Below are 25,379 nucleotides of genomic sequence, written 5' to 3'. Positions count from 1 at the left end.
AGTAAGTGGCGTTTGATCTACGCGTCCAGGTGCTTGCCCGCTGATCCTCGTGGTACCTGTGCTTGAACATTGATCGGTCACAGTTCGTGCAGTAGCCACCGAAGGATTTGTTGTCGTCAACGGGTTTGCCCTCAGCGAGTGCTTGGGCTTTGTCCGCGGCCCTCACGAAGCTGCCGCCACGGATCGGACCACATCCGACTCCCACACCTCCCGGCACCCACCGCACATGCCGATGCCCCGGAATTCCTTGTTCGCACTCTTGCATAGCGGGCAGAGGACACGGGTAGGTCTGCGGTGGCAGGTGAAGCACTTGTCCGCTGAGGCTGCGTACACCCAGCCCCGTTCCTGCCCTTCCTTCGCGTACCAGGCCCGGTATCGTCCGCGCCCACAGTCCGTGCAGTAGCCGGCGAAACCATCCGGGGTGTCCTCGCCTGCGATGGCCAGGAGTTCAAGGATGGCGTTCACGTTGGCACGCCAGCCACAACCACACCCGAGATTCGCAGTGTGTAGGGCTTCTCGATCTGTTCCATGCCTAGTCCGAGGTCTCGTCGCACACCGGGCATGTAGAAGGGCCTGACTGCTGCTGCGGCGCATTCTTTGGTTACTGGGCAGCCATCGCACAACGCTTTGGCTGCTTCCTTTTCTTGTCCTGCAGGCAGGTTCTCTGTCTCCCAGTCGCGGGGGTCGCCGCCTGCGCACAACCCCCGACGCTTCCAGGCCTCACTCAATTGGTCACCCAGTACTTCACACCTGAGATCAGTGTTGTGTCATCGATCTCGCCGCGATCATGTTGGGCGGACAATGCCCGAACCTTAGCCAGGGGTACAGCGACCTGTTCGGCAGTGTTTGAGGCTATCCGGTACTGCTGGGACAGGGACTCAACGCGCTGCCACAGTGTGCGTACGTAGGTGACGACACGCATTTGGTCTGCGATGGCGAGTCCATCAGCGCGTGCGTCGCGGGTTTTGAACTCCAGGGATTTGAGTTCGTCGTCTGTGATTGTGCCGCTCACTCAACAACCTCCGTGAAAGGTCCGAACATGTCCAGCCAGTAGTCCCAGGTCCCATGAGTGTTGTGGTGACTTCGATTCACCCACCACCAGGCAGTCGGGCAAGGCGAAGTGCCCTTGGTGGAGTGTTGCCCGTATCGAAGGACCTTGCCGGTTGTGCTGCGGATTGCGATCGTGTCCCGGTCTTCAGGTTCAGGATCGCCAACGCGGAACACGCGTGGTTCAGGCTTCGGAGCCAGGATCTCGTGCGCAGCCTGGGCGGCCAGCAGCCAATGGTGCCCGTTCCGTGGGGTCGCATCATCAAAGGCGGGCGCATGGGCATCTGCCACACGCTCGTACATCTGCCGTGCCAGAGCCGCATGCGGACTCTCACTCACCGCTTGACGGAACCGCAACCGGTCAATGTAGGAGTCCAATTGGCCTAACGCATCGTCGTACTCCCCAAGCGTCGCGGCGGGCTCATCAGCGAGAGCACTCCGCACAGCCGCAACCTGATCAATAGTGACACTCATTCGGTGTACTCCAAGTCCTCAGTCGAACCGGTCTCTGAAGTTACTTCACGCCAACGGAAACGCATCTCGCTCCACTCACCGCTATCTCGCTTGTACTCCCAATGGTCCGGACCGACGTACCGAAAGAGGTCACCTTCGTAGTCGCGGAGGAACTTCACATCAGTGGGTTCCTGGTCCTCATTTGTGAACTTCCGGGGCTCACGGGGCTCTTCCATAACCTCAGTGAAGGGGCCGAACTCCTCAAGCCAGTAGCTCCAAGCAGCGTATGTCCGCTCACCCTCGGAGTCATTGACCTGCCACCACTCGGCGCGAGGTGTGCGTCTAGTCCTGCCATAGCTCGTCAGGTACTGGATACGCGCCTTCTCGCCAACGTGATTGCCAACCCCGAAGAAGCTTTCTTGAATAATCCGCCCCTCAAGGATCAGGCCATCCCTGTCGACAGGTTCAGGGTCCCCTGCTTTGAACACCCGAGGTTCCCGCTTCGGGGCCAGGTGGTCGCGTGCAGCCTTTGCCATCCGCAACCACTGCTCAGGACTCCGGGAATCGCCCAGCACCCGCAACAGGCCATCGTCGTAGTAGGCATCCCGGATAGCCTCAGCCAAACCCCGGTCAGGATTAATGTCCAACTCCAGCGCCCGTTCCAGATCCGTACGGGCTGCCTCCAGGGCCAACTTCGCCTGATCCACCTTGTACTGGGCCTGATCAACAATCGCACTCATACAGCAACCTCCGTCAAAGGGAACTCGAAATCGAACCAGCCACCACGCTTCGTGTTCGCCGGCAAATACCCGCCATCCCCAACACGCTCAGACTCCACGAACTTGCCGTTCTCCCCACGCACAAACACATGCCCGGAGATGGTGGTTACGGCTTCTACTTCGTCGGGGATGAAGTCCCCAACACCGAACTTCCTCATGCTGTTGGTCCTCCGTCATTCGCCACAGCGCAAGCCAAGGCAAGAGTTGCGTTAACCTGGGCCTGAGCAATCAAGTCCTCAGTGCTCAGATGCTGGTAGCCGTTGATGCAGGAGTCCGACATCCCCAGCAGTTCGATAGCGTTTGCCTTGAACGTGTCGAAGTCGCTCACGGCCTACCCCTTCCGGAAACGTTGATCTCAGAGCGCAGATTGCTGCTCCTCGTCTGCAACGCGTTCAACTCCTTAGACCCCTCATGCACCAGATCCTGTGTGTGCTTCAACGCCAACTCCGCGAACTCCACCGCATCCCGCTGCCCCTCCGTCTTCTGAAGAACCTCGGCATCACGAATGTCTTTGGAGTTCCCTGAAGCGTTCAGGCGGGCGTGCGCTTCAGCGTTGCGCAGAGCCGCCTTGGCCCTGCTGACCTCTCTCCGCGCACCATCAAGACGCTGCGCATTGCCCTGAAATTCCTGTTCCAGAAGCATGATGCGAGTGTTGATGTAGTGCGGAGTGCCCTGGTCGATCTGTTCGTACAGGGGCGGAACGTGAACATCACTCAAGGTCAACTCTCCCTGCACGTCGGATTGCCGCACCAATGGCGCGTATGCGAGAACGTGTAGTCGCACGGCTCGACCGCTGCCACCTTCTGGAACCCGGCAGCAATGATTGCGTCAGCAACCGCCACCAGGTTGAAATGACCATCCAACGTGGCATCCGTCAGATACGTGCAATCCGTGTAGTTGTTCATCGACGTTTCGTCATTACGCAACGTCCGCTCGATGATGTTTGCGATCTCTCCACGGTCACTCATCAGAGGCCTGCCACATGCGCACGGAACCGTTCAAGCAACTCCGCATCCCCACACTCCGAGATCTTGCCCTTACCACCAAACTCAGTGAACAACGCCGCTGCAGCATCAGGGGCGATCTCCTTCGCCCGCAGCAGATCAATCACCTGACCGCGAGCAACCTCAACCAGTGACGCCCCCCGCTCCTCGTACTCTGAATCAGGATCCGGGTCGTCAGTCGGCAAATGCAACACCTGCAGCAGCGCCGTACGATACGCAACCGACATCGCCTTAGCTGTTGCCTTATCCGCGAAGTCAGTGGCCTCCGAGGCCACCTCACAAGTCAAGACCGCACCATCAGTGCTGCGGAACGCATACTCAACCGTCAGCAACACCCACGCCTGACGCTTACCGCCACCCGATGTGATCTCCCTGGTGTCCTTCTCGACAACCCTCGGAGTGACAATGATGCCGCGTTCAGTGAACGCCTCGTGGGTTGCGTTCACCACCTGGTCAATGCCGCGGAAGTTGAACTTCTGAGCGGTGTTCTTCTGGTCCTTCTTGACGGCACCAACCGCCTTCGAGACTTCAGAGAGAAGCTGAACGATGTTAGTCAAGAGGATCGCCTTCAATCTCGTCTGCGTACTTCACCGCGGCACCCCAGGCCCAGCCAATGTCTTGCTTCACCTGAACCTGGAATGCCCAAGCGCGCACCCGATCGGAAAGCGAGTCAGGCAACACCGACTGCGCATCCGCAACGTCAGCGTTATCCCATGCAGCTACATCAGCAATCGGCTCACCCGCACGGATCGCGCCCTGACCGATCAGGCATCCACCGCACAGTTTGCCGCCAACATCATGAACGTAGAAGCACGATGTGCCGCCACCAGCCTGTTGCCCGCCCTGGTTCTTGTACACGTAGTCGGGGTTCTCGGCCGCCAACTCCCGAACAGCCGCAACCAGCGACCTATCATCCAAACTCACAGCACCCTCACTTCATCCGGAACCTCAGTTCGACCCACCAACTGGTTCTGCGACAGCACATAACCCCGCGGCTGAGGAACACCCAACACACCACGAGCGAACGCCGCATACCGGAACAGCAGCGCATCCGGCAACTCTGCGAACGAACCAACACCATCGAGATTTGGAACCAGCGCCTTCATCGCATCCCAGCCCGCAGCCGCAGCCACAAACTGGGGATCCGACTCCTGACGCTTCCTCTCCTCCTCCATCGCAACTCTGCGCTTCTCAGCCTCCGCGGCCAGCTGGCGTTGGTACTCTTCGCGAACCCGCTTCCGCTCTTCCGAGAACTCCTCAAGGCGGGAACGAATCGCGGTCTTCTCTGCGTCGTAGTCGCCTTCCAGCCACTCCAGTGAGTGAAGGATTTCCTGTAAGCGGAACTCGGAGATCTGATCCAGGTTTCTGATCACGCAGCAGTCAACTCCTTCAGTTTGGGGATCTTCCGCACACGCTTAACCTCAGCCGCAACCTTCGCCGCCTCCCAACCAAACGACAGATCCAACGGGTACAAACCAACCTGGGGATTCTCAGTAAGAATCGGGAAGTGCACCAACAGGCCAACAGTCGGATCGAGTTCCGGGTGAATCTCCCAGCGCCTACCCGTCTTCTGGTCATAACGCACACTGTGGCTGTAGCCAGACAGCTGAGTGGTAGGTGACAACGGATAGTTCGGGTCATGCTTACCCGTCTTCAGATCACCGATGACAACCTTGTTGCTGATGTCCTCAACAGTGCCGTCGAACCGGGTCAGCGTGCAGCCATCAGGCAACCGAACAACGAAGTCCGTAGAACCAGCCAACTGCAACTCGTCCTGGACCACAAACAGTTCCGCACCCAGGAACTCCAACCGCGACACCTTGCGCCGGTACTCATCGAACAAGCCCCGCAACTCCGGTGCCACAAACGCCGGCGACTTACCCTCATGCTCAAACTGGGCCAGCATGTGGAACTCGGTGCCAGCAGATGAGGCAGTCTCAGACCCTGCAGCCTGCCTCGCCTTCCACACAGCATCCTTCAGACGCTTCTTGCCGTCCGAGTTCCAGGGGTCACCGTTGAACTCGTTCATCAGCGAGTACAGGTCAGACCTGGCGGAGTCGGATCGGATGACACCCATTGCGGCCTGGCAGGCAGCCCAGTCGATCAAGTTTGACTGGTCGTCTAGAAGTTTGGAGTGCCCTGACATGCGGGAGTAGGCGGTTGCGTTCGTCGCGAGGAACCACTCTTTGAAGCGGTTCTTCTTGTGTTCACCTTGGAGGGGTTCACCGTTCTGGGTCACCCATGGCTGCCCTTTGTAGGAACGCAAAATTTCGTAGTCGGTGATTTTGACTCCTAGTTTCGTAGGGCCACTTCGCGCCCTTCTTGATGTTGCAAGGCGCACACGCCGGTCTGATGTTCGACAACATGTGAGGGCCACCCTTGGAGATGGGCTTGACGTGATCGACATGCTCGAACGGTCCGCCACACATCCAGCACTTGTTTCCGAAGTACGTCATCCGGGAGGCGATACGCTCCGGACTGATCTTTGCTACGCGTGAATGGGTGATCTGGCCGTTTCGGACTGCCATGTATGCCCTGTGCTGGGCACGATGCTTTTCGTCGTACCGCTTGACGTAGAGCCGGCGCTTATCCCGGTTCGCATCCGCCCACCTACGCTGGTAGTCAAGGATTGAGTCCTTGTTCTCCTCGTAGTGCCTTCGGGAGTATTCCCTGCACTTGTCGGGATTAGCGTCACGCCACACCTTGTTCACTGCCAGGATCTTCTCTTTGTTCTCCTGGTATCGAACCTTGCCCTTGGCCGCGAAGGCTTCCCTGTTCGCGGCGTAATAGGCGCGTTGCCGGGAACGACGACAGCCCCTACAGGTGTACTGCAACCCGTCAGGGGCGTGCGTCAGCTTCCCGAACTCTTCAAACGGTTTTTCCTGCTTGCATCGATTGCAAGTCTTCAAGCGGGCAGCACCTCAGCGAAAGGCGCGTACCGGTTCGCATACAACGAGTTGGGCGGGGCCACCACCGTGGAGTCGAACCACTCATTGGCGTTCACATTCCCTTGGTAGTCCGCGAAGTCGTAGTAGCCACGCTTCGAGCCGCGGAGGAACTTTCCGTTGTCGTTTACGTCCTGCGGGGTGAACCAAACACCGTCCGGAACATCCTCGGCGCGATCCCATTTGCGAGGCTCAGTGATCAACGTGAGCGAAGACGCCTGAATGTAGTCCCCATACGCGTCGCCACCGTGCGGCCAAACGAACAGGTCTCCGTCGCTGTCCTCAACCCCGTTGTGCCTGAACTCAACGATATCGCCAGTCTTGAACGTCTCACTCTTGATATCAACGCCCCAGATCGCTTCGCCTGTTATCCGCGCCCGGTCCCCCTCCTTGAAGACGTGAGGCTCAGTAGCAGCCAGGAGCTCCTTCTCCCAGTCTGCCAACTCTTCAGGCTCATCCTCGCCATCGTTCAGTACCGCCTGCGCGAACACCGCATACGTCACCTTCAACTTGTGCGGCAAATCCCCGAACGCTTTGATCTCCCGGCAACCCGTACTCGCATCATGGTTGGGGTTCCGCTTCCGCAGCGCATTCCAGCCACGCTCAGCCGCCTCAGTGCCGCCCAGGGCTTCCAGTTCAGCAGCCTCATCCTCAAGCGCCTTATCCAGCGCCAACTGGGCCTTACGTGCATCCTCCTCGTACTGCAACTGATCGTGGTAACCATCCAGCTTCATCCACACATCAAAGAGCCCATCCCGGATCCGATGACCATCGAGCACCGCATTCAGTGCCTTGCGAGTCTCATCCAGAGTCAACGACAGTTCAGCCATAACAGCCCCTTTCGGGCATAGCAGTGCCCCACGAAGGACACAAAAGGGAATCGGGCTAGAACCAGCCCAAACGAAACTTCAAATACGCCAAACCCGCCAGCAACATCACCGACGCAAACCCCACATCAAACCCATCCGGCAAATCAGGCTTAGGCAGCTGCTGCACCGACATACAAATTCACCCGCTTGCCATGCCGATCCAACGCAGACTTCCGAGAACCAACGCGACGAATCCGCTTCGCATTCGACTGCAACAACCTCGTCGCCAACGTCTCATCAGCCGTACACGGCAACCCCTCAGCAGTGAACACCTCACCAGACGCAATCAAACGATCCAACACAACCGCAGCCTGCACCTCATAGTGTTGAGGCCGACGCACACCCAACCTCCGAGCGCGACGCACCAAATGCTCCAACGTCATACCCAAACGGAACGCAATCTGCTCATCCGAGAACCCAAAGTCCCGAAAATGGTTGTACTCGTGAATGAAGTCATCCTTCGAAAGCGCCTTCACCGCAACCTCACATTGTGCTTGCGGGCAACCATCTTCGACAGCCAGCGCGGACCATTCACAATGGCATCCATATCAGTGGCTGTGCCCGCGGGATCCGCGAACGTCACCCGCGGCTCAACCCAACCATTCTCATTCAGCAACTTGGTTGCCTGCTCCTCCAACGTCACGCCACACCACCCACGTAAGCCCACATGGGGTAGCCGACGATGAACACTGCAGCCGCAGACCACACAGCAACCTCAACACGCCTCCGCATCAGACAGCCATGCCCATCACTCGTGCCAGTTCGGAAACACCCTCAGGGGTGACCCGAACCACAGCCGGCCGATGCCCGTTCGCCTTGTCGGTTTCGACCAGGTACTTGTCAGCAACCGGGCGTGGGGATCCGAATCCGTCCGTCCAGGCGATGCCGGTGTTCAGGAAGTTCTTGAGTCGGTTCTGACCGGTGTCGATGCCTTGTTGGTTGAGGATTTCGGCAGCCTCACGCAGCGTGTAAGCAACCGACTCGGGGGCTTCGAGGAGAACTTCAGTCAGTGGGTAGTCATCGCCAGAGAAGCTTTCGAAACCTTCGTCTTCGACGCCCTTACCTGCCAAGCGAATCGCATCTTCGAGGGTTGCGAACTCCCAGCCACCCCCATGATTCCGGAATGCGTAGTACTGCGTGTCATCGGAAGACCAAGGCTGAGCCTCAACCACCTTCACGTCTTCGGGGATTACGTCACCGTGATGAAACACCCGAGGAACGCGGACCGTTGCAACCTCGGGCTCCAACTCCTCCACCAACGCATACGAGATCGGCTCATCAACCTCAGCCTCAACCCCCGCAACACATGGATGACCGACCGCAACAGCCAAATCCTTCGCCAACCGATCAGCACGCTCACACTGATACGCAGCCTCAGACCGCAACTCAGCATTCTCATTCACCAACAACACCAACGCCCGAGACGCAGCCAAATGCGTTTCAACCGGCACAGTGATAGATTCAGACATCGAACAACTCTCTTCTCTCATCAGGTGGGGTTACGTTCACGGCCTGGCAGGTGCGCCAACACCTGTCAGGCCAAAGCTCTCTCGGCGCTCACGATCCGAGTACGGGGCAACATCAAAATCCCGCTGCCAATCCTCCCGCGAAGACCACACAGCAGTCACAACCACCATCACGTCCCCATCGAACTTCGTCGCCAAGGTGACACGACCAAACCGCCGGTTCATCGCACCTGGATACGCAAGCGACTCAACTACATCGTCTGGATTCGTCAGAGCACAAACAACCTCCGCAGGATCCAACGCCATATCCTGGATACGTTCCGTAGCGTGCCGACTCAAATACACCTTCTGCCCGTTGATTTCACGGACCGACTTCGCCGGAATCACAGTCCCATCTGCTCCATGATCGAATCCGCCAACCACATCTGGGCGAATGAAACCGTGGACCACAACTCAAGGGCAACCAACGCAACTGACTTCATGACATCTCCCGCCTCAGTGATTCGGTATCAACATGCGCGCCCCATGCCGGGCTCGAACCGGAACAACAACCAACAACTCACATGGGGCTACTTCTCAGATGTATTGCGCTCGACACCGTTACCTCAGCAACAGCTGGTGTAGGACTACTTGTCCCGTATTTCGTGTCGAACCTGCGTACTCCACCGCTACCGACACCACCCCTTGCGGACACGTCACGCAAAGGTTCAGGTACGATTACACGGCACCACGCAGCACTATGGAATTCTCAGGGAACATGCAGACAGCGATCTGACGAAGCACCACAACTGCGAACAGGTCTGGCAGGACCTGGAAGAAAGAAACTGAATGCAGCCCCATCGGGGAATGCGCGTCCCGGCACGGAATCGAACCGCGACCCTGAGGGTCACCACTCCGGGACTAGAAGGAATCAGGAAGCAAGCTGCACATCAAGAGATGCGGGGTTCTGGACGACAGACTCCGCGGCCTTCTGAAACTCGAATGTCAAGATGTCCAGCTGGCGCTGAGAGAGAGGTTCACACTTGGCCAGGAAGTTGGAGATCCACTCTTCCTCGGTCATGTACCTGACCGTGTTAACACTTCCGAGGTTTTCACCCCTACGTGCCGACAGATCTTGTGCACTTCTGAGAAGTTGAATCCCGTACGTGCGGTGCCGGCCAGCTTCTTCTTCAGCCTTCGGCGGGGGATCCCCGTAGAGGTTGAAACTGAGCGGATCGATGCAGCGGATTCGTGGAGGACTTGTCGTATCGTCTGCGATACGGCTTGGTCGGTTCGTTGCATATGGCTAGATTACGGTCCATATGGACCGATTGCAACCCGTTTGGGCAGAAATCTCAAGGATGTGATTCGAGTCACATCAGACCTGCAGGTCAGGGCACAGAAAAAGTAAAACCCCAGGTACAAAGCCTGGGGCATAAGAAGCCGAAACACATCAGGAACAAATAAAACCAACCGCCCCTTACCGCGAAGTAAGGATGCACTTGCGCATCGGTCCAATTGGACTACTATCAGTCACATGGGAACGAACGATGAAGACGCAGCGATGCTCATTGAACTCGGTAAGCAGATCCAGTTCGCCCGTATTGCACTCGGCCTATCTCAACTCCAACTAATCGAAGCGACCGGATTGGGAGACTCCACAATCCGGCGCATCGAAAAGGGAACCAGATCGGCAACCATTACCCAGCTAGGTAAGATCGCCCAAGCCCTCGGCATCACCGTCGGAGAGCTTGCCGGGCGCGCCGAACAGGCCATCGAAAGCAGCAAAGACGACTGACATAGGGCGACCCAACCAGCGGGCAGTCACCATAAGCTCCCACACATTGAACTCCACCACCCCATTCAGGCGGTCGTGGAGTTCTTGTGCATTCAAGCCCAACCGCTCACCCAACGCGGCGCAATCCATGGACCGCAACTCCTTCAACAGCGGACCCATAGCAGTGCGAATCATCTTCAGTCGTTCCCCTCAGTCAGTCCGTTCGAACCTTTGTTCGAACGATACAAGCACGGTGTGACACTCACAGCCGTATCGGTGTGATGTCGATGTCTTCTAGCCTGAACTTGCGCGTCCCCCGAGACGAGCGTTTGATCTCCACGGTCATCAGAGCCCGAACAACATTCCTCTTCCCGAGGATGCCCATGCCCTTCCACACCTCGGGTGCGTTAGGGCCGGCTAGCTGCTCTAGCTCTGGGATGGCGAAGGATGGCGCGGCTCTCCGCTCAGCGTCTTCGATCTTCCGCTGCAACTCCTGCGCGATACGTTTGAACGAGGCCGGTGCGATCTCAAGCTTCTGGGCCATCTCTTCGTACTCTTCGAGAGTCTCTTGAAGGGTGCGCGCCTCATCGGCTGCAGCAGCCGCCTCCGGGTCTTGCCGAGACTTACTAGGGATCGAAAGAGTCTTGCAGCGAGCAAGAACCGCTTTCGTAATGTAATCGTCAACCTGCTTGAGGTTTCGGCTGACACACCTGGTGTTCGCCGAGCATGTGTACGCGTCACGCCCGTGTGACTTGTTTCGGTGTACGACAGATTTGCAGACACCACATATGGCAATCCCTGACAAAAGATACTTCGGCTCAGTCCCGCGATGGGACCGCCTACCCGGCTTAGACAGAAGGGCCACGATTTTCTCGTGGTCCTCCGCGGTAATTATAGGTTCCCAAGTCCCTTTCGTTACAAACCCTTTGTGTGTCCTAAATCCTGCGTAGGTGGGACTTTTGACCATTGTATGAATACCCCAAGTGTGCCACCTAGCACCCCCTTGGGGGGTAGGAACGCCACGTTCGTTGAAGCTTTTAGCAATAGAATATCCGGTCTCACCAGCCAAGATGCGGCGGGCAGCCTCCTGGATAATTGGTGCATTCTGTGGGTGCGGGACCCGATTGATGATACTGCCCGAAACATCATCCACCACGGCCTTGTAGCCCCAAGGGACCCGGCCATGAGCGTTTCCATTCTTCGCGGATTGCGCATGGGCGGAACTCATCCGCTTACGGGCATGATCAATCTCGTGCCTTGCTACCGCACCAACAATCCGGGCGGTCATCTGCCCAGCAGGCGTAGATAAATCTAATTCCCCGGATTGAACTGTCCTAACAGTCACATGGTTTGTTTCACAAAGATTGATGAACGTCTCCAATTCCGCAGGAGACCTGTGCAACCTGTCGGTGTGCCATGCAATGATGGCTTCCGCTTCCCCGCGCCGCAGCGCATCGAGCATTGCCGTGTAGCCAGGCCTAGGCTTGCCGCTGTACGCCGAAATGTCGTTGTCCGCATAAACGAACACCACATCCCACCCCAGGCTGTCTGCGAGCCTCCTGCAGTCAGCCTCCTGGCGCTCAACACCCAACCCGGCACCAGTGCGGTCCTTCGAGATACGGCAGTAGATGAAGACCCTCATTCGCCCTCATCCATCTCACGAACGCGTGCAACAAGCTCATCACGGAAACACTCCGCGGACCCCTCCAGCGGCGGCAGGGCACCACCCTGTGCAATCTGCTCGCGAACAGTCCTCAGCAGGTTGTCCCGCAACCGAGACTCCTGCAGCGCCCCAGCGCCTTCCCTCACAATGTCTTTCATGCGGCCAACCGTAGCACTGCCAGTTTGACAAACTCTACTGGTTCATGCTGATCATGGTCCTCGGAGCCGAGATCACCGGCGCCTCGGGCATCGTCAGCGGCTGGCTGCCCGGGGTCCCGCAGTGGGTGGTTGCCCTGGTGTTCGTGATCTTCTTCGCGGCCGTCAACCTTGCCAAAGTCAGCAACTTCGGTGAGTTCGAATTCTGGTTCGCCGCTATCAAAGTCACCGTCATCATCGCCTTCCTCGCAATCGGTGTGTTGCTCGTGTTCGGGCTGCTCCCCGATACCGAGCCGGTCGGTACCACCAACCTCCTCGGACACGGCGGCTTCATGCCCGAAGGGTTCGCCGGTGTCGCCGCCGGTCTCCTGGTGGTGGCCTTCGCCTTCGGCGGTATCGAGATCGTCACCATCGCCGCCGCCGAGTCCGAGAACCCCGAACGGTCGATCGCCGTCGCGGTCCGCAGCGTCGTCTGGCGTATCAGCGTCTTCTACATCGGCTCGATCTCGATCATGGTGCTCGTCCTCCCGTGGGACTCGTCCGATCTGAAGAGCGGACCCTTCGTGGCGGTGTTGAATCAGGCGCACCTTCCCTACGTGGCCGGATTCATGGAACTGGTCGTGGTGATCGCGTTGCTCTCGGCGTTCAACGCCAATATCTACGGCACCTCCCGGATGGCGTACTCGTTGTCCCGCCGCGGCGACGGTCCGGCGTTCATGGCCCGGATTTCCCACTCGGGGGTGCCGCTCAACGCGGTGTTGTTGTCCGTGTTCTTCGGTTTCGTGAGCGTGCTCCTCAATTGGTGGCTGCCCGACGACCTGCTCGGGTTGCTTCTCAATGCCGTCGGTTCGGCGCTTCTGGTGATCTGGATCTTCATCGTCGTCTCCCACCTGAGACTGCGTCCGCGCCTCGAACGTGAGGGCAAGCTGACGGTGCGGATGTGGCTGTTCCCCTGGCTCAGCTACGCCACGCTCGCGCTTCTCGGCGGGTTCGTCGTGCTCATGCTCTTCGACACCGACGCCCGCACCCAGCTGTTCTCGACGTGCGTACTGTTCCTCGGAATCACCGCGCTCGCCTTCCTGAACGCGCGATACCGCAGGAAGGCCGTTCCCGCTACCGACCCCGGGCAGCGAGCGCGTTGACGAACACGTTGGAAATATCCGCCGGATCCTTCGCAACGTAACTCGACCCACCCGTCACCCGCGAGATCTCGGCGAGAGTAGCCGCGTCGGCGTCGTCGGTGATACCGATCGTCACGATGATGACGGGACGCGCCGGGTCCTGCTCCCGCTCGAGGATGCTCAGCAGCTGCTCCTTGGTGATGGAGTCCGGGTCCTCGTTGGCACCATCCGTCAGGATGATCACACTGTTGACGGCGCGTGGGTCGTACGATTCCTGCACGGTCCTGAAAGCGGCCAACGCCGTGTCGTACAGCCCCGTGGCGCCGCCGACGAGACCGTCCACCTTCTCCGCTTGCTGGGCCATGATCTGCCGTTGTGTGAGGCCGTCGACCACCGTGTCGTAGCGCCGGATCGGCACCATCTCCCGGTAGTCCTGCGGTCCCCCACCGAGACCCTGCGAGAAGGCCCACAATCCCGCCGACACGCTGTCCGGGAACATGGCGTTCCCGGCGAGCGCGGCGTCCACCGTGAGGTCCATCCGAGACCGGTTTCCTGCCGGCGTCTCCATCGACCCCGACACATCGATGGCGACGAGGGTGCGGATGGGCAGCGCCATCAACGCCCATGCACCGAGTGCCTCCTGCAACACCGTCTCGTCCACCGGCCCCAGCTCGGGGACCTCACCGACCCCGCGCCCGTCAGGCAATGGGCTGCCATCTGGGCAACGAAAACCACTGTTCTGCAGCACGGTTCGAGCGGAGTCACTCCCGAGAACTCCCGCGACGGCGCGCGCAACCTGGGTGGCCTTGTAGTGGCGGTCGGGTGCCGGAGACGTGACGACCAACGGATAATTCACGAAGGTGCTGCCCGTCGGAGGCACCGTCGCAGCGAGCGCCTGACCGGTATCGGCGTTGTAGTTCACTACGGCCTGTTCGGTGGCGACGGCGACGCCGCCGTTGTCGGCTACCCCGCGCAGCATCTCTTCGCCGATGGGTTCGTCTGCGGTGCGCGCACTCTCCTCCTGCGCGAGGGGCACCAGGGCGGCCCGCACGGTGCCCGCGGACACTGGGTCCGATCGGCCTTCCGCGAGGGCTGCGTCGATCGGCCCCTGTGCGACGCCGGTGACGAGCGGATTACCGAGCTGCAATTCTTTCAACTGCAGCGCAGCAAGCCAGGTCTCGGCCGCCGGCGCCTCACCTTCGCGGGACACCAGGACGATGGGCGAAGACGCGACCGACCCCGTCATCACTTCCACCGGACCCGCAGCGGTGAGTGCCGCTTTCCCTACCCACGCCCCGGTGTCGGGGATCCACAAGTCGGGGGCGTCGGCGCCCTTGCCCAACCGTCCGGCTATGTCACCCGAGGTGGCAGCGCTGACGGCGATGGTGGCGCAACCGGTGTCGGTGTCCTTCGCTGCGCTCAGAATGTCGGTGACCGCCGGCGCGATACTCGGGTCCGCCGCAAGGGTGTAATCGACCAGGCGGTCGCAGCCACCGGTCCAGGAACGCACCGCTTGCACGATGACGACGACGGACACCACCAGACCGATGACCACGGCGGCACAAACGACGTAGAACCCGAGGGAACGGCCGCCGCGCTCGTCGCGCGTACTCGAATGACGACCTCCGGCCATCGCCTGCCTCCCTGACTTTTCGGTCACGATCTGCCGAAGCTTCTACGCTTTGCTGCACTGCAGGTTCGATACCGACGCTCGTGGTCAGGCGATCGTATCGGCCGACCCGGGGGTCAGCCTTCGCGTTGGGCCACCTCGAGTTTCCGGGCCACCAACGCGGCCTGTATCTGACGCAAGCCGGAAGGTCGCGTCGGGTCGCACCCGGTCAGCTGCGCAATTCGCTTCAACCGATAGTCCACCGTATTGGTGTGCAGGTGCATCTTCTTCGCGGTGCGCTGACGGTTCAAGTCGTGGCTGATGTGCACTTCCAGGGTTTCGACCAGCTCCGGTGAGTTCGCCAACGGATCGAGAAGGCGTGCGAGATGGGTGCGGCCCGGACCGGGACGGGTGAGCTGATACTCGAGTGCCAGATCATTCATCTCGTATAGACCTGGAGCCAACGACAGCTGATGTGCGAGGTCGAGAAGTTCGTGTACCTGCTCGGCCGCCGTCGGGATGTCCGCCGTACGGACCCGGCTCACCGTCGCGGTCAGGGGTACTTCCGCGGCCGCGCCGACGCGGTCGAGCAGCGACACGATCCACGCCCGTTCCGGCGAGCCGGGAAGCAGAATGGTGCCGCCATCGGGACTCAGCGAGCACAGGGCTGCCCCGCCGGAGGCCTCGGCAAGTTCGATCTGCAGTCGCCGTAACTTCTGCCGCGCCACCACCGCCTTCCGCCGGTGCGCGATCGCCTCTGCCGGATGCGGCGGTACGGCAAGGCCCATGACGACGTAATTCTCCGCCGGCTCGACCCCGGCGTGCCGGGCGGCCGACGCCGCCTTCCGACCGCTGAGGAGGGCCGTGACGAGGTTGACGGCGGCGCCGTCGCGCTCACTGTTGACCGCCTCGAGTTCGTTGACGTAGCTGGTTGTGGCCGCGACCGTCACGCACTCGAGAAGCGCGAACATCACCTTCTGGATGACCAGAAGGCCCGGCAGGTCCTCTTCGCGGGCGTTGGCCGCCGCAAGGTCGCCGGCCTTGGTGATTCCCTCGTGGAGGATGCGCAGAACCAGCGTCAAGGGGAAGCCCTCGCGGGCCCACCGAGCCGAGGCGTCCCGCACTTCGGCGAGATCTTCGTCGGTGGGCGAAGTTCCCCCGTCGAGCATCTGGATGCCGAGGCGCAGGCACACGACCGTGAAATCGGTGACGTCGCTCTGGAGTTGCTCACCGGGCAGAGAACCGCACGGCGTCACGTTGTCCGCGAAATGCCGTACGAGTTTTCGGGCGACTGCGTGCGTGTCGCGCAAGGGGGCAGAAGCCGGCCTACCGTCGACGAGAATCTGCAAACCCGCCCCCGCACTGTGATCTGTCATAGATCTCATCACTCCAATATGTGGATGACACCGAACTCGCGCACCATCGACATCACGTGCACATAACGAGGGTTCGCTTCTATAACTGTTTTATCACGACAACGCTCTGTGCAGGGGGAATACGGCGATGTGCGGACCACAAGTCGGTCGGGAGCAGACCCGGCACCGGCCGGGCGGACCTCAGTCCTCCTCGGCGACCCGGACCACCAGCTTGCCGAAATTTCTTCCTTCGAGAAGGCCGATGAATGCTGACGGAGCGTTCTCGATGCCCTCGACGAAGTCTTCCCGGTAGGCGAAGCGTCCCTCCGCGATCCACGCCGCAACGTCCCGCTGGAAATCGGCGAACATCTCCGGCACGAACTCGCTCTGAATGAAACCGCGAATGGTGAGACTCTTCACCAGGACACGAGTGAAGAAGCCGGGCAACCGATCGGGCCCCTCGGGAGCCGCCGTGTCGTTGTACTGGGCGATCAAACCGCACACGGGAACGCGAGCATAGAGGTTGAGGAGCGGGAGCACCGCGGCGGCGACAGCGCCACCGACGTTTTCGAAGTAGACGTCGATACCGTCCGGCACCGCGGCTCGGAGTTGTTCGGCGAAATCAGGAGCCCGATGGTCGACCACGGCATCGAAACCCAGCTTCTCCAACACATAGGCACATTTCTCGGGACCGCCGGCGATCCCGACTGCCCTGGCGCCCTTCACTTTCGCGATCTGGCCGACCGCGGAACCGACCGGTCCGCTCGCCGCCGCGACGACGACGGTCTCGCCTGCCTTCGGTTGCCCGATCTTCAGTAGTCCGGAGTAGGCAGTGAATCCGGGCATTCCGAGAACGCCGACCGCGGTCGACAGCGGCGCCGCGGCGGGGTCGAGCGTGCGTAGGTGGCGACCGTCGACCACCGCGTGCGACTGCCACCCCGCGTAGGCGAGGACATAGTCACCGGCAGAAAATTGAGGATGGCGCGATTCGACCACCTGGCCGACAGTGCCACCCACCATCACCTCGTCGATCTCGACCGGATCCGCATAGGACTCGGCGGTACTCATCCGCCCTCGCATGTACGGGTCGAGCGAGAGGTAGATGACGCGGATCAGCACCTGCCCCTCTGAAAGTTCGGGCAAACTGACCACCTCGAGACGGAAGTTGTCCGTCGTGGGCGCGCCGTCCGGCCGGGACGCCAGGACGATCCGGGTGCTCTGAACAATGCTGTCGACACTCACTGTGCGCCTGCCCATCCGTAGTCGTCCGGTTCCGAACGCCACACTACCGACGTCAGAAGAGTTGGTTCTTCTGCACCTTTCCCATGGCGTTGCGGGGCAGGGAGTCGACCACCCTGATTTCGCGGGGTCGCTTGTGCACCGACAGTTCGGCGGCGACGTGGTCGATCAACTCGGTCTCCGAGACGTTCTCCCCCACCACGAAGGCGACCAGTCGCTGGCCGAGGTCGGGGTCGGGAACGCCGACCACCGCCGCTTCCCGCACACTCGGGTGACCGAGCAGCGAAGTCTCCACCTCGCCCGCCCCGACCCGGAAACCGCCCGACTTGATGAGGTCCGTGGATTCGCGTCCGACGATGCGATGAAACCCCCCTGGGTCGATGACGGCGACGTCGCCGGTCTTGAACCAACCGTCCTCGGTCCACGATTGGGCGGTCGCCTCCGGACGGCCCAGATATCCGTCGAACAGCATCGGACCCCGCACCTGCAGTCCGCCTATCGATTTCCCGTCGCGGGGAACGTCACCGCCCCGTTCGTCCCGCAGTCGGGTCTCGACGCCGCGAAGGGGGACGCCGACCCAGCCGGGGCGACGCTCCCCGTCCGCCCGCGTACTGAGGGTCAGCATCGTCTCGCTCATCCCGTAGCGCTCGATCAGTGCGAGGCCGGTCAGCTCGCGGATCTTGTCGAATACGGGCACCGGAAGAGGCGCACTGCCCGACACCAGCAACCGCGCACTCGACAGCGCACGAGCCGACTCGGGGTCGTCGGCGATGCGGCTCCACACCGTCGGAACGCCGAAGTACATCGTTCCGCGGGCGGCGGCGTACGCCTTGGGGACCGGTTTGACGGTGTGCACGAGCGGGCCGCCGAACCGTAGCGGTCCGAGCACCCCGAGAATCAGCCCGTGGATGTGGAAGAGCGGGAGTCCGTGCACCACGGTGTCGGCGCCGGTCCACTCCCACGCCTCGGCGAGCGCGTCGAGTCCGGCGGCAATCGCCTTCCGGCTGAGGAGTACGCCCTTCGGCGGTCCCGTCGTCCCGGAGGTGTAGAGAATGAATGCGGTGGCCGTGTCGGGCGGCTCGGGGTAGCTGTGCCAGGAGCGGGCGTGAAGCCGGACGGGGATGACGGGCAGCCCCGCCGCGTTCTGCGGAGCCTCGCCGAGCCACGCCTGGGCCCCGGAGTCACGCAGGATGTGTTCGAGTTCCGCGCGACCCGAATCAGGTGGAACGGGCACGGCGGTGACGCCGGCGATGAGACAACCCACCACCGCGAGCACAGTCGTCACACTGGGGGTGGCGAGGATCGCGACCCGGTCTGCGCGCGAGACCCGTTCCGCCACGGAGGTCGCTGCGCCGAGCACATCACTGCGCGACAGTGTGGAATCGCCGATCCGGACGGCGTCAGGAATGTCGTCGCCGCGGGCGACGGCCACAGGATTCAGGGATCGCAGAAGCACAGGGACAGCTTCTCACAGGGGGCGGGCGGCGCCGGCCGGGTCTCCCACGGGCGGACTGACGGTCGCCAGGGCGGCGCCCAGCAATGCCCCGGTGAGCACCGCGAGTCCGTGAGCGTCGCCTACCGCGACGAGCAGAACACCCGCCAGCACCACCCCCGCACTGAGGGCGAGGGATCGCCATTCCTTCGACTGCATGACCACCAGCCCGGCGATGGAGGCCGCGAGTGTGAGGGTGGCTCCCGAGTTGCCGGCGCCGGAGGAAGGAAAGAGAAAAGCGGTGAACAATCCGAAGATGACTTGACCGGCCACGAACAGCAGGACCGTCCGGGCGCTCCCCCACACCTTCACCGCCAGCGGCGCCACCCACGCGAGAACCGCCAGATTCAGCAGCGTGCCGGCGATCCCGCCGTCCTGAACCGCGACGGAGGTGACGATGCGCCACCACTGGTCGTCCCTGATCCGGTCGGGCTCCCGATCGAACGCATCGAGAATCGCCGGAAACACGATCTGCAGCAGCGACGGAACTGCGACCACCGACCACAGCACGACGGCGGTCCGGGGCGGGTGAGCCGGCAGTCGGTAGCCGACGAGAACCTGCCCGAGCAGCGCAGACAGCACGAGGACCACCGCGAAGAGGACCGCACCGGTCCATCCTTCGACTGAAGTGGTCACCGCGAAACTCTACAACGGCGCAGGCCCGGCCCCGTGTCCGTGGCACACCATGTCAGTGCCTGCTGACCACCGACCGGAGGAAGAATCGCAAGTTCGAGGGACGCTCCGCGAGGCGGCGCATGAAGTAGGCATACCACTGAGTTCCGTACGGTACGTACACCCGAACCTGCTTGCCCTCACCCGCGAGCCTGCGTTGTTCGAGGTCTCGGATGCCGAACAACATCTGGTGCTCGTATTCTGCGGATGCGCGCCCTGATTTCGTCACAAGTGGCCCGACTGCAGCGATGACTGCCGGATCGTGCGACGCCACCATCGGGTAACCCGATCCGTCGATCAGAACCTCGAGGCACCGTAAATACGACGCGTCGACCGCAGCACGGTCTTTGAACGCCACCGACTCCGGCTCCTGATAGGCACCCTTGCAGAGACGAACCCGGGAGCCGGCACCCGCCAGTTCGCGGCAGTCCTGTTCGGTGCGCCGCAGATACGACTGCAGCACGGCCCCCAGCCAGGGGTAGTCCCGCCGGAGTTCGCGCACGATCGAGAGAGTCGAATCGGTGGTGGTGTGATCCTCGGCGTCCACGGTGACCCAGACACCGGAGGCCTCCGCGGCCGCGCAGATAGTGCGGGCGTTCTCGGTGGCCACTTCAGTTCCACGGTCCGGGAGCGCCAGCCCGAGCGCCGACAACTTCATCGACACCTCGAGCCGGCGCACGCCCGACCCGCCGGGCGCCGCCTCGGGTAACGCTCCGAGGGCGGCGACGAGTTGCAGATACTCGTCGACCGTTGCCTGCGCTCCCTCCTCGTCGCGGGTGTCCTCACCGAGAAAATCGATGGAGACGGAGCGGCCCGAGTCGAGGAGGTCGCGGACCGTGCGCAGAACCGCGTTCCGGTCGTCGCCGGCGATGAATCGATCGACGAGCTTGCGGGTGACCGGTGTGCCCGTGACCGCCCGTTTCACCCGGGACGAACGCGAGGCCGCGAGGATCGCCGGCCGAAGCGGATTCGCGAGGGACGCGGGCGCTTTCATTCCGACCCCATGTGTGGGTAGCGATAGTCGGTGGCGGGCGAGAACGTCTCCTTGATCGTGCGCGCCGACACCCACCGCAGAAGGTTCAGCTTGGAGCCGGCCTTGTCGTTGGTACCCGAGGCGCGGGCGCCGCCGAAGGGTTGCTGTCCGACCACCGCTCCGGTCGGTTTGTCGTTGACGTAGAAGTTCCCCGCGGTGAACCGCAACGCGGAGGTCGCGGCTTCCACCGCACGGCGGTCGTCGGCGATCACGGCCCCTGTCAGCGCGTACGGGGCCGCCGTATCGACCGCGCCGAGGATGTCGGCGAACGCACCGGGCGCCGAATCGTCGTAGACGTGCACGGTCAGGATCGGGCCGAAGTACTCGGTGGTCATCGCCTCGTCCACCGGGTCGTCGGCGAGCAGCACGGTCGGACGGACGAAGTACCCGACGCTGTCGTCGTACTTGCCGCCCACGGCGATCTCGACGCCGGTGGTGGCGCGTGCGCGCTCGATGGCCGCGACGTTCTTCTCGTACGCGCGGCGGTCGATGAGAGCGCCGCCGAAGTTCTCGAGATCGGTGACGTCACCGTAGGTGAGCGCGTCGACTTCCGCGGTGAAGGTGTCGCGCATCCTGTGCCACAAGGACTTCGGTACGTAGGCGCGGGACGCCGCCGAGCACTTCTGCCCCTGATATTCGAACGCTCCCCGGATCAACGCGGTGCGCAGTACGTCCTCGTCCGCCGAGGCGTGCGCAACCACGAAATCCTTGCCGCCGGTCTCGCCGACCAGCCGCGGATAACCGGCATAGTTGCCGATGTTCTCCCCGATCTGCCGCCACAGGTGCTGAAACGTCCGGGTCGACCCAGTGAAGTGGATCCCGGCGAGACGAGGATCGCTCAACGCCACCTCGGACACGGCCTGCCCACTGCCGGTCACCAGATTGATGACGCCCGGTGGCATTCCGGCGGCCTCGAGCAGCTTGATGGTCCAGTACGCCGCGACGGTCTGCGTCGACGACGGCTTCCACACCACCGTGTTACCCATCAGCGCCGGCGCGGTAGGCAGGTTTCCGGCGATGGCACTGAAGTTGAACGGGGTGATTGCGTAGACGAAACCCTCGAGCGGCCGGTATTCGAGCCGGTTCCACACACCCGGTGACGAGATCGGCTGATCGGCGAGGATCTGCCGGGCGAAATGAACGTTGAAACGCCAGAAGTCGATCAATTCACACGGTGCGTCGATTTCCGCTTGTTGCACCGACTTGGACTGGCCCAGCATCGTGGCCGCCGCCAGCGTCTCCCGCCACGGTCCCGACAGCAGGTCGGCGGCACGCAGGAGGACTGCTGCTCGGTCGTCGAAAGACAGTGCCCGCCATTCCGGCGCTGCTGCTGTGGCGGCGTCGATGGCCGCAGATGCGTCGTCGTGGGTCGCGTTGCGCAGCGTGCCGAGCACCGCGGAGTGCCTGTGTGGTTGCACGACGTCGACACGGTCACCGGCGCCGTGCCGATGCGTCCCGCCGATCACGTGCGGGATGTCGATGGGATTTGTCGCGATGTCGCCGAGTGCGGTCTTGATTCGTGCGCGTTCGGGACTGCCCGGCGCGTACGAGTGGACCGGCTCATTGGTGGGCACCGGAACCTGGGTGATGGCGTCCATGCTGCCTGCCTCCTGCCCTCAGATCGTGAGGAACTGTGACCGGGAACGAACTGTGACGGGAACTTTTCGGACGGGACACCCGACCGAGTTGGACCCTGTGCCCAGGTTAGCGCCGGAGAGGGGGAGCCATCCGGTTTTGGCCGCGACTACACGTCGCGGGCGTTCGAGACCATCTGATGCACGTCCTGGTCGGCGGCGCCGAGACCGAAACTGATGATGCGACGCGGATGGATACGAATCGTCGGGCCACCGAGGCCCTGCGTCTGCGCAGCGTCCGCGTCGATCGCCTCCCCCCGGCCGCGGATCTCGACGCACCGCACCCGCCACGGATCGACGGAAGGAACATCATCTACCACGAAGGCCACCCGCCCGTTGTCGGCGACGTTGCGGAACTTCCGGCTCGCCGCCATGCGATAGCCCTGAATGTCGATCGTCGACGTCGTGGGGTTGTAGTGGAAGCCGACAGGGCTGACCTGCAAAGTCCCGTCGGGCTGGACCGTCGCGAGGCGTCCGAGGCGCTGAGTGGACAGGTACGCGAGTTCGTCGTCTGTGAAAGGCATGAACTCACGCTAAAACCTGAACCACGCTGGAGGTCAAGTGCTCACCGAAGATCCCGGACCGCCTGCTTCGCTTCGTCCACCCGCTGTTCGGCCCGGTCGAGTTCCCGTTCCGTCCGACGCACGCTCTCCGCCGACACCTTCTCGGCGTTCCGGGTGAACTGCCGTTCCTGCTCAGCGTGTTCGAGTTCCGCGCGCAACTCGTCGATGCGCCGGTCGATCTCCGCCAGCGTCGAGCGCGCCTGTTCGAGTTCCGACCGCGCACTGCCCAGCGCGTCCCGGATCTCCTCCGCTTGGGACGTGGCCTCGGCGAGCTCCGTCTCGGCGGCCGCTCGCTCGGCGTCGCGCTTGCGCGCCTCCGACTTCGTGTCCTTCCGAGATGCCGACCTCGGCTTGGACTCGGTCGCTGATTTCGGCTTGGACTCGGTAGCCGACATCGCGGACGAACCCGCGTCCGACGCGGTCGAGCTCCCCGATTTCTCGCTCTTCTTCGCCGGCTTCCCCGAGACGACACTCAGTCCGGCCGGACCGAAACCGCTGTAACTCGCAGCAGTCACCATCCGGCCGAGCCGAACCTGATCCGCCGTGTCGGAATCGGCGAGCGCCGCTGTAAGCGTCTGCCCCACCTCGCGTAAAGCGTCTTCACCGACCTGCCGCCCGCGCTCGGCCGCAATGTCCCCCGCCCGGCGAGCCAGGGCGCTCACTGCCTGCTGCCGTTGGGCGGACAGTTTCCGAAGGTCCGGCCCCGACAGATGACGTTGAGCGTCCCGAAGCGCCTCCCCCAACTGCAAAAGCGCGCCCACCTCCTCCGGCAACTCGCGCGAGAGTAGGTTGACCAGCCACCCCACCGTCGTCGGTTTCCGCAGCTTCCCGATGGCAGTCGCCAGCGCACGATCCCCAGCCTCACGGGCCGCTTCCACCCGAGCAGTGCGCGCCGCGACGAACTCGCCGGGGTCGAGGCCGTACAACTCGTCGGCGACATCGTCGAGGTTCACGGACACAATCCTGTCACCGCGAACCACCGCACCTCAGCGCAACCGCTCGGCCGCCGCCTCAGCGCAACCGCTCGGCCGCCGCCTCGATCCGCTCGTCACTGGCCGTCAGGGCGATCCGCACATGCGTGCCGCCACGGGGACCGTAGAACTCCCCCGGGGCGACGAGAATGCCGCGATCGGCGAACCACTCGACGGTGTCGCGGCACGACTCACCGCGGGTGGCCCAGATGTAAAGCCCGGCCTCGGAATCGTCGACGGTGAACCCGGCACCCCGTACTGCGGCGAGGAGGATGTCGCGGCGACGACGATAGCGCTCGCGCTGCTCGTTCTCGTGCTCGTCGTCGGACAGCGCGGCCGTCATCGCCGACTGGATGGGCAGTGGCACCATCATCCCAGCGTGCTTGCGCACCTCGAGGAGTTCGGCAACCAGCACGGGATCACCGGTGACGAATCCGGCGCGGTAGCTCGCGAGATTCGACGTCTTCGACAGGGAGTGCACGGCGAGCAAGCCGGTGAGATCGCCGTCGTTCACCCGCTCGTCGAGGATCGACAGCGCCTCACCCTCCCAGGTAAGTCCCAGGTAGCACTCGTCGGAGACGACGAGGGCGCCGCGCCGCCGCGCCCAGTCGACCACCTTGCGCAGATGTTCGAGGCCCAGCACCTTGCCGGTGGGGTTGGACGGCGAATTGACGAAGATGAGGGACGCAGCCTCCGGCCCCAACCGGTTGAGCCCGTCGGCGCGGATCACGCGGGCACCCGCGAGAAGCGCCCCCACCTCGTACGTGGGATACGCGAGTTCCGGAATGACCACCAGATCGTCGGACCCGAGCCCGAGGAGGCTGGGCAGCCAGGCGATCAGTTCCTTGGTACCGATGGCGGGGAGCACCGAGACCGGATCGATCCCCGCGATCCCGTACCGGCGTTTCAGCGACTCGACGGCAGCGACACGTAACTCCTCCGTGCCGTGCGTCGTCGGATATCCGGGGACAGCCGCGACCGCGGCCAGCGCCTCCTGGATGATCGGCGCAACGGGATCGACGGGCGTGCCCACCGACAGGTTGACGATGCCGCCCGGGTGCGCGAGTGCTTTCGCCTTGGCCGACTCGAGCGAGTCCCAGGGAAAGTCGGGAAGTGCCTTGGCTACCGAGATACGCGACACATCTAGTCCTCGCCCATGGGCGGCAACGCCTTGATGAACGGTGGGTCGTAATCGACCTTGCCCAACTTCGCTGCGCCACCGGGGGATCCGAGGTCGTCGAAGAAATCGACGTTGGCGGCGATGTAGCCGTTCCACTGTTCCGGGACGTCGTCTTCATAGAAGATGGCTTCTACCGGGCAGACAGGTTCACAGGCACCGCAGTCCACACACTCGTCGGGATGGATGTAGAGCATCCGCCCGCCCTCGTAGATGCAGTCGACAGGGCACTCCTCGATACATGCCTTGTCCAACACATCTACGCACGGTTCAGCAATCGTGTAGGGCACTGCCGCTCTCCCTGCCTTTCTGACGCCACCAACGAGCTGCGGAAGACCCGCAGAAGACCCTATTATCCCCTGCCCGGACTCCCACT

33 protein-coding genes and 1 pseudogene are annotated in these 25,379 nt (G+C 62.3%); 2 read left to right on the top strand and 32 right to left on the bottom strand.

Going from position 1 to position 25,379, the window contains the following annotated elements; translation table 11 throughout:
• Nucleotides 1-162: 162 nt before the first annotated feature.
• The 19 genes from ACH49N_RS13015 to ACH49N_RS12925 form a co-directional block, all read right to left on the bottom strand.
• Nucleotides 163-465 (bottom strand): hypothetical protein, encoded by a 303-nt coding sequence (locus tag ACH49N_RS13015; protein ID WP_358272779.1) that lies wholly within the window; start codon nt 463-465, stop codon nt 163-165.
• The gene (locus tag ACH49N_RS13010) at nt 462-728 is read right to left on the bottom strand and encodes a WhiB family transcriptional regulator (protein ID WP_358272777.1); all 267 of its coding nucleotides are present in this window, start codon (nt 726-728) and stop codon (nt 462-464) included. The genes ACH49N_RS13015 and ACH49N_RS13010 overlap by 4 nt, the downstream gene beginning before the upstream one ends.
• On the bottom strand, nt 725-1,012 hold the full coding sequence (locus ACH49N_RS13005; RefSeq protein ID WP_358272775.1) for a hypothetical protein: 288 nt from the start codon (nt 1,010-1,012) through the stop codon (nt 725-727). Before ACH49N_RS13005 ends, ACH49N_RS13010 begins: the two co-directional genes overlap by 4 nt.
• Complete coding sequence (locus ACH49N_RS13000; protein ID WP_358272773.1) at nt 1,009-1,521, bottom strand: hypothetical protein; 513 nt, start codon at nt 1,519-1,521, stop codon at nt 1,009-1,011. Before ACH49N_RS13000 ends, ACH49N_RS13005 begins: the two co-directional genes overlap by 4 nt.
• Nucleotides 1,518-2,240: a hypothetical protein gene (locus ACH49N_RS12995; RefSeq protein ID WP_358272771.1), complete on the bottom strand. Its 723-nt coding sequence runs from the start codon at nt 2,238-2,240 to the stop codon at nt 1,518-1,520. The genes ACH49N_RS13000 and ACH49N_RS12995 overlap by 4 nt, the downstream gene beginning before the upstream one ends.
• On the bottom strand, nt 2,237-2,437 hold the full coding sequence (locus ACH49N_RS12990; RefSeq protein ID WP_358272769.1) for a hypothetical protein: 201 nt from the start codon (nt 2,435-2,437) through the stop codon (nt 2,237-2,239). The genes ACH49N_RS12995 and ACH49N_RS12990 overlap by 4 nt, the downstream gene beginning before the upstream one ends.
• Entirely contained in the window at nt 2,434-2,607 is a 174-nt protein-coding gene (locus ACH49N_RS12985; RefSeq protein ID WP_358272767.1) for a hypothetical protein, read from the bottom strand. Before ACH49N_RS12985 ends, ACH49N_RS12990 begins: the two co-directional genes overlap by 4 nt.
• Nucleotides 2,604-2,996, bottom strand: a complete 393-nt coding sequence (locus tag ACH49N_RS12980; protein ID WP_358272766.1) for a hypothetical protein — start codon at nt 2,994-2,996, stop codon at nt 2,604-2,606. Before ACH49N_RS12980 ends, ACH49N_RS12985 begins: the two co-directional genes overlap by 4 nt.
• Nucleotides 2,997-2,998: 2 nt before the next feature.
• Entirely contained in the window at nt 2,999-3,247 is a 249-nt protein-coding gene (locus ACH49N_RS12975; protein WP_358272765.1) for a hypothetical protein, read from the bottom strand.
• Complete coding sequence (locus tag ACH49N_RS12970; protein WP_358272763.1) at nt 3,247-3,840, bottom strand: ERF family protein; 594 nt, start codon at nt 3,838-3,840, stop codon at nt 3,247-3,249. The genes ACH49N_RS12975 and ACH49N_RS12970 overlap by 1 nt, the downstream gene beginning before the upstream one ends.
• Nucleotides 3,833-4,207 (bottom strand): hypothetical protein, encoded by a 375-nt coding sequence (locus tag ACH49N_RS12965; protein ID WP_358272761.1) that lies wholly within the window; start codon nt 4,205-4,207, stop codon nt 3,833-3,835. The genes ACH49N_RS12970 and ACH49N_RS12965 overlap by 8 nt, the downstream gene beginning before the upstream one ends.
• Nucleotides 4,204-4,656, bottom strand: coding sequence for a hypothetical protein (locus ACH49N_RS12960; protein WP_358272760.1), 453 nt, complete (start codon nt 4,654-4,656; stop codon nt 4,204-4,206). The genes ACH49N_RS12965 and ACH49N_RS12960 overlap by 4 nt, the downstream gene beginning before the upstream one ends.
• The gene (locus ACH49N_RS12955; RefSeq protein ID WP_358272758.1) at nt 4,653-5,522 is read right to left on the bottom strand and encodes a hypothetical protein; all 870 of its coding nucleotides are present in this window, start codon (nt 5,520-5,522) and stop codon (nt 4,653-4,655) included. The genes ACH49N_RS12960 and ACH49N_RS12955 overlap by 4 nt, the downstream gene beginning before the upstream one ends.
• On the bottom strand, nt 5,506-6,192 hold the full coding sequence (locus tag ACH49N_RS12950) for an HNH endonuclease signature motif containing protein (RefSeq protein WP_358272756.1): 687 nt from the start codon (nt 6,190-6,192) through the stop codon (nt 5,506-5,508). The genes ACH49N_RS12955 and ACH49N_RS12950 overlap by 17 nt, the downstream gene beginning before the upstream one ends.
• Entirely contained in the window at nt 6,189-7,058 is an 870-nt protein-coding gene (locus ACH49N_RS12945) for a hypothetical protein (protein ID WP_358272755.1), read from the bottom strand. Before ACH49N_RS12945 ends, ACH49N_RS12950 begins: the two co-directional genes overlap by 4 nt.
• A 770-nt stretch (nt 7,059-7,828) precedes the next feature.
• Nucleotides 7,829-8,566 (bottom strand): hypothetical protein, encoded by a 738-nt coding sequence (locus tag ACH49N_RS12940; protein WP_358272753.1) that lies wholly within the window; start codon nt 8,564-8,566, stop codon nt 7,829-7,831.
• 36 nt (nt 8,567-8,602) lie between these two features.
• Nucleotides 8,603-8,950 (bottom strand): hypothetical protein, encoded by a 348-nt coding sequence (locus ACH49N_RS12935; protein ID WP_358272751.1) that lies wholly within the window; start codon nt 8,948-8,950, stop codon nt 8,603-8,605.
• A 523-nt stretch (nt 8,951-9,473) separates the two neighbouring features.
• Entirely contained in the window at nt 9,474-9,623 is a 150-nt protein-coding gene (locus ACH49N_RS12930; protein ID WP_358272750.1) for a hypothetical protein, read from the bottom strand.
• On the bottom strand, nt 9,620-9,844 hold the full coding sequence (locus tag ACH49N_RS12925) for a helix-turn-helix transcriptional regulator (RefSeq protein ID WP_358272748.1): 225 nt from the start codon (nt 9,842-9,844) through the stop codon (nt 9,620-9,622). The genes ACH49N_RS12930 and ACH49N_RS12925 overlap by 4 nt, the downstream gene beginning before the upstream one ends.
• A gap of 235 nt (nt 9,845-10,079) precedes the next feature.
• On the opposite strand from ACH49N_RS12925, the gene ACH49N_RS12920 reads away from it, so the two are divergent.
• On the top strand, nt 10,080-10,340 hold the full coding sequence (locus tag ACH49N_RS12920) for a helix-turn-helix transcriptional regulator (RefSeq protein ID WP_358272747.1): 261 nt from the start codon (nt 10,080-10,082) through the stop codon (nt 10,338-10,340).
• A gap of 241 nt (nt 10,341-10,581) precedes the next feature.
• On the opposite strand, the gene ACH49N_RS12915 is transcribed toward ACH49N_RS12920, so the two are convergent.
• Complete coding sequence (locus ACH49N_RS12915) at nt 10,582-11,961, bottom strand: recombinase family protein (RefSeq protein WP_358272745.1); 1,380 nt, start codon at nt 11,959-11,961, stop codon at nt 10,582-10,584.
• Nucleotides 11,958-12,140 (bottom strand): hypothetical protein, encoded by a 183-nt coding sequence (locus ACH49N_RS12910; protein ID WP_358272743.1) that lies wholly within the window; start codon nt 12,138-12,140, stop codon nt 11,958-11,960. The genes ACH49N_RS12915 and ACH49N_RS12910 overlap by 4 nt, the downstream gene beginning before the upstream one ends.
• 32 nt (nt 12,141-12,172) lie before the next feature.
• Between ACH49N_RS12910 and ACH49N_RS12905 the strand changes: the two are divergent.
• Nucleotides 12,173-13,279: pseudogene (locus ACH49N_RS12905) on the top strand (amino acid permease); the annotation flags it as partial.
• Here ACH49N_RS12905 and ACH49N_RS12900 read toward each other — a convergent pair.
• The 11 genes from ACH49N_RS12900 to fdxA form a co-directional block, all read right to left on the bottom strand.
• A complete protein-coding gene (locus ACH49N_RS12900) occupies nt 13,251-14,891 on the bottom strand; it encodes a substrate-binding and VWA domain-containing protein (RefSeq protein WP_358272742.1) in 1,641 nt (546 codons plus the stop codon). The pseudogene ACH49N_RS12905 and the gene ACH49N_RS12900 sit on opposite strands and share 29 nt — an antisense overlap.
• Nucleotides 14,892-15,004: 113 nt before the next feature.
• Nucleotides 15,005-16,243 (bottom strand): helix-turn-helix domain-containing protein, encoded by a 1,239-nt coding sequence (locus ACH49N_RS12895; RefSeq protein WP_358272740.1) that lies wholly within the window; start codon nt 16,241-16,243, stop codon nt 15,005-15,007.
• A gap of 180 nt (nt 16,244-16,423) precedes the next feature.
• Complete coding sequence (locus ACH49N_RS12890; protein WP_358272986.1) at nt 16,424-17,464, bottom strand: NADP-dependent oxidoreductase; 1,041 nt, start codon at nt 17,462-17,464, stop codon at nt 16,424-16,426.
• 52 nt (nt 17,465-17,516) lie between these two features.
• Nucleotides 17,517-18,917 (bottom strand): acyl-CoA synthetase, encoded by a 1,401-nt coding sequence (locus ACH49N_RS12885; protein WP_358272739.1) that lies wholly within the window; start codon nt 18,915-18,917, stop codon nt 17,517-17,519.
• Between the two features lie 12 nt (nt 18,918-18,929).
• Nucleotides 18,930-19,589: a rhomboid family intramembrane serine protease gene (locus ACH49N_RS12880; protein ID WP_358272737.1), complete on the bottom strand. Its 660-nt coding sequence runs from the start codon at nt 19,587-19,589 to the stop codon at nt 18,930-18,932.
• 52 nt (nt 19,590-19,641) lie between these two features.
• Complete coding sequence (locus tag ACH49N_RS12875) at nt 19,642-20,619, bottom strand: proline dehydrogenase family protein (protein ID WP_159925403.1); 978 nt, start codon at nt 20,617-20,619, stop codon at nt 19,642-19,644.
• The gene (pruA, locus tag ACH49N_RS12870; protein WP_159925402.1) at nt 20,616-22,256 is read right to left on the bottom strand and encodes an L-glutamate gamma-semialdehyde dehydrogenase; all 1,641 of its coding nucleotides are present in this window, start codon (nt 22,254-22,256) and stop codon (nt 20,616-20,618) included. The genes ACH49N_RS12875 and pruA overlap by 4 nt, the downstream gene beginning before the upstream one ends.
• Before the next feature lie 146 nt (nt 22,257-22,402).
• On the bottom strand, nt 22,403-22,816 hold the full coding sequence (locus ACH49N_RS12865) for a PPOX class F420-dependent oxidoreductase (RefSeq protein WP_159925401.1): 414 nt from the start codon (nt 22,814-22,816) through the stop codon (nt 22,403-22,405).
• 41 nt (nt 22,817-22,857) lie between these two features.
• Nucleotides 22,858-23,808, bottom strand: a complete 951-nt coding sequence (locus ACH49N_RS12860) for a hypothetical protein (protein WP_358272735.1) — start codon at nt 23,806-23,808, stop codon at nt 22,858-22,860.
• Between the two features lie 58 nt (nt 23,809-23,866).
• Complete coding sequence (gene dapC / locus ACH49N_RS12855; protein ID WP_358272734.1) at nt 23,867-24,967, bottom strand: succinyldiaminopimelate transaminase; 1,101 nt, start codon at nt 24,965-24,967, stop codon at nt 23,867-23,869.
• A gap of 2 nt (nt 24,968-24,969) precedes the next feature.
• Nucleotides 24,970-25,293, bottom strand: coding sequence for a ferredoxin (fdxA, locus tag ACH49N_RS12850; RefSeq protein ID WP_109331903.1), 324 nt, complete (start codon nt 25,291-25,293; stop codon nt 24,970-24,972).
• Between the last annotated feature and the right edge of the window lie 86 nt (nt 25,294-25,379).

Origin of the sequence: Rhodococcus sp. NPDC019647, from assembly GCF_044389235.1 — a bacterium.
Taxonomy (GTDB): domain Bacteria; phylum Actinomycetota; class Actinomycetes; order Mycobacteriales; family Mycobacteriaceae; genus Rhodococcus_F; species Rhodococcus_F oxybenzonivorans.
This window is presented reverse-complemented; position numbering and strand designations above follow the sequence as displayed.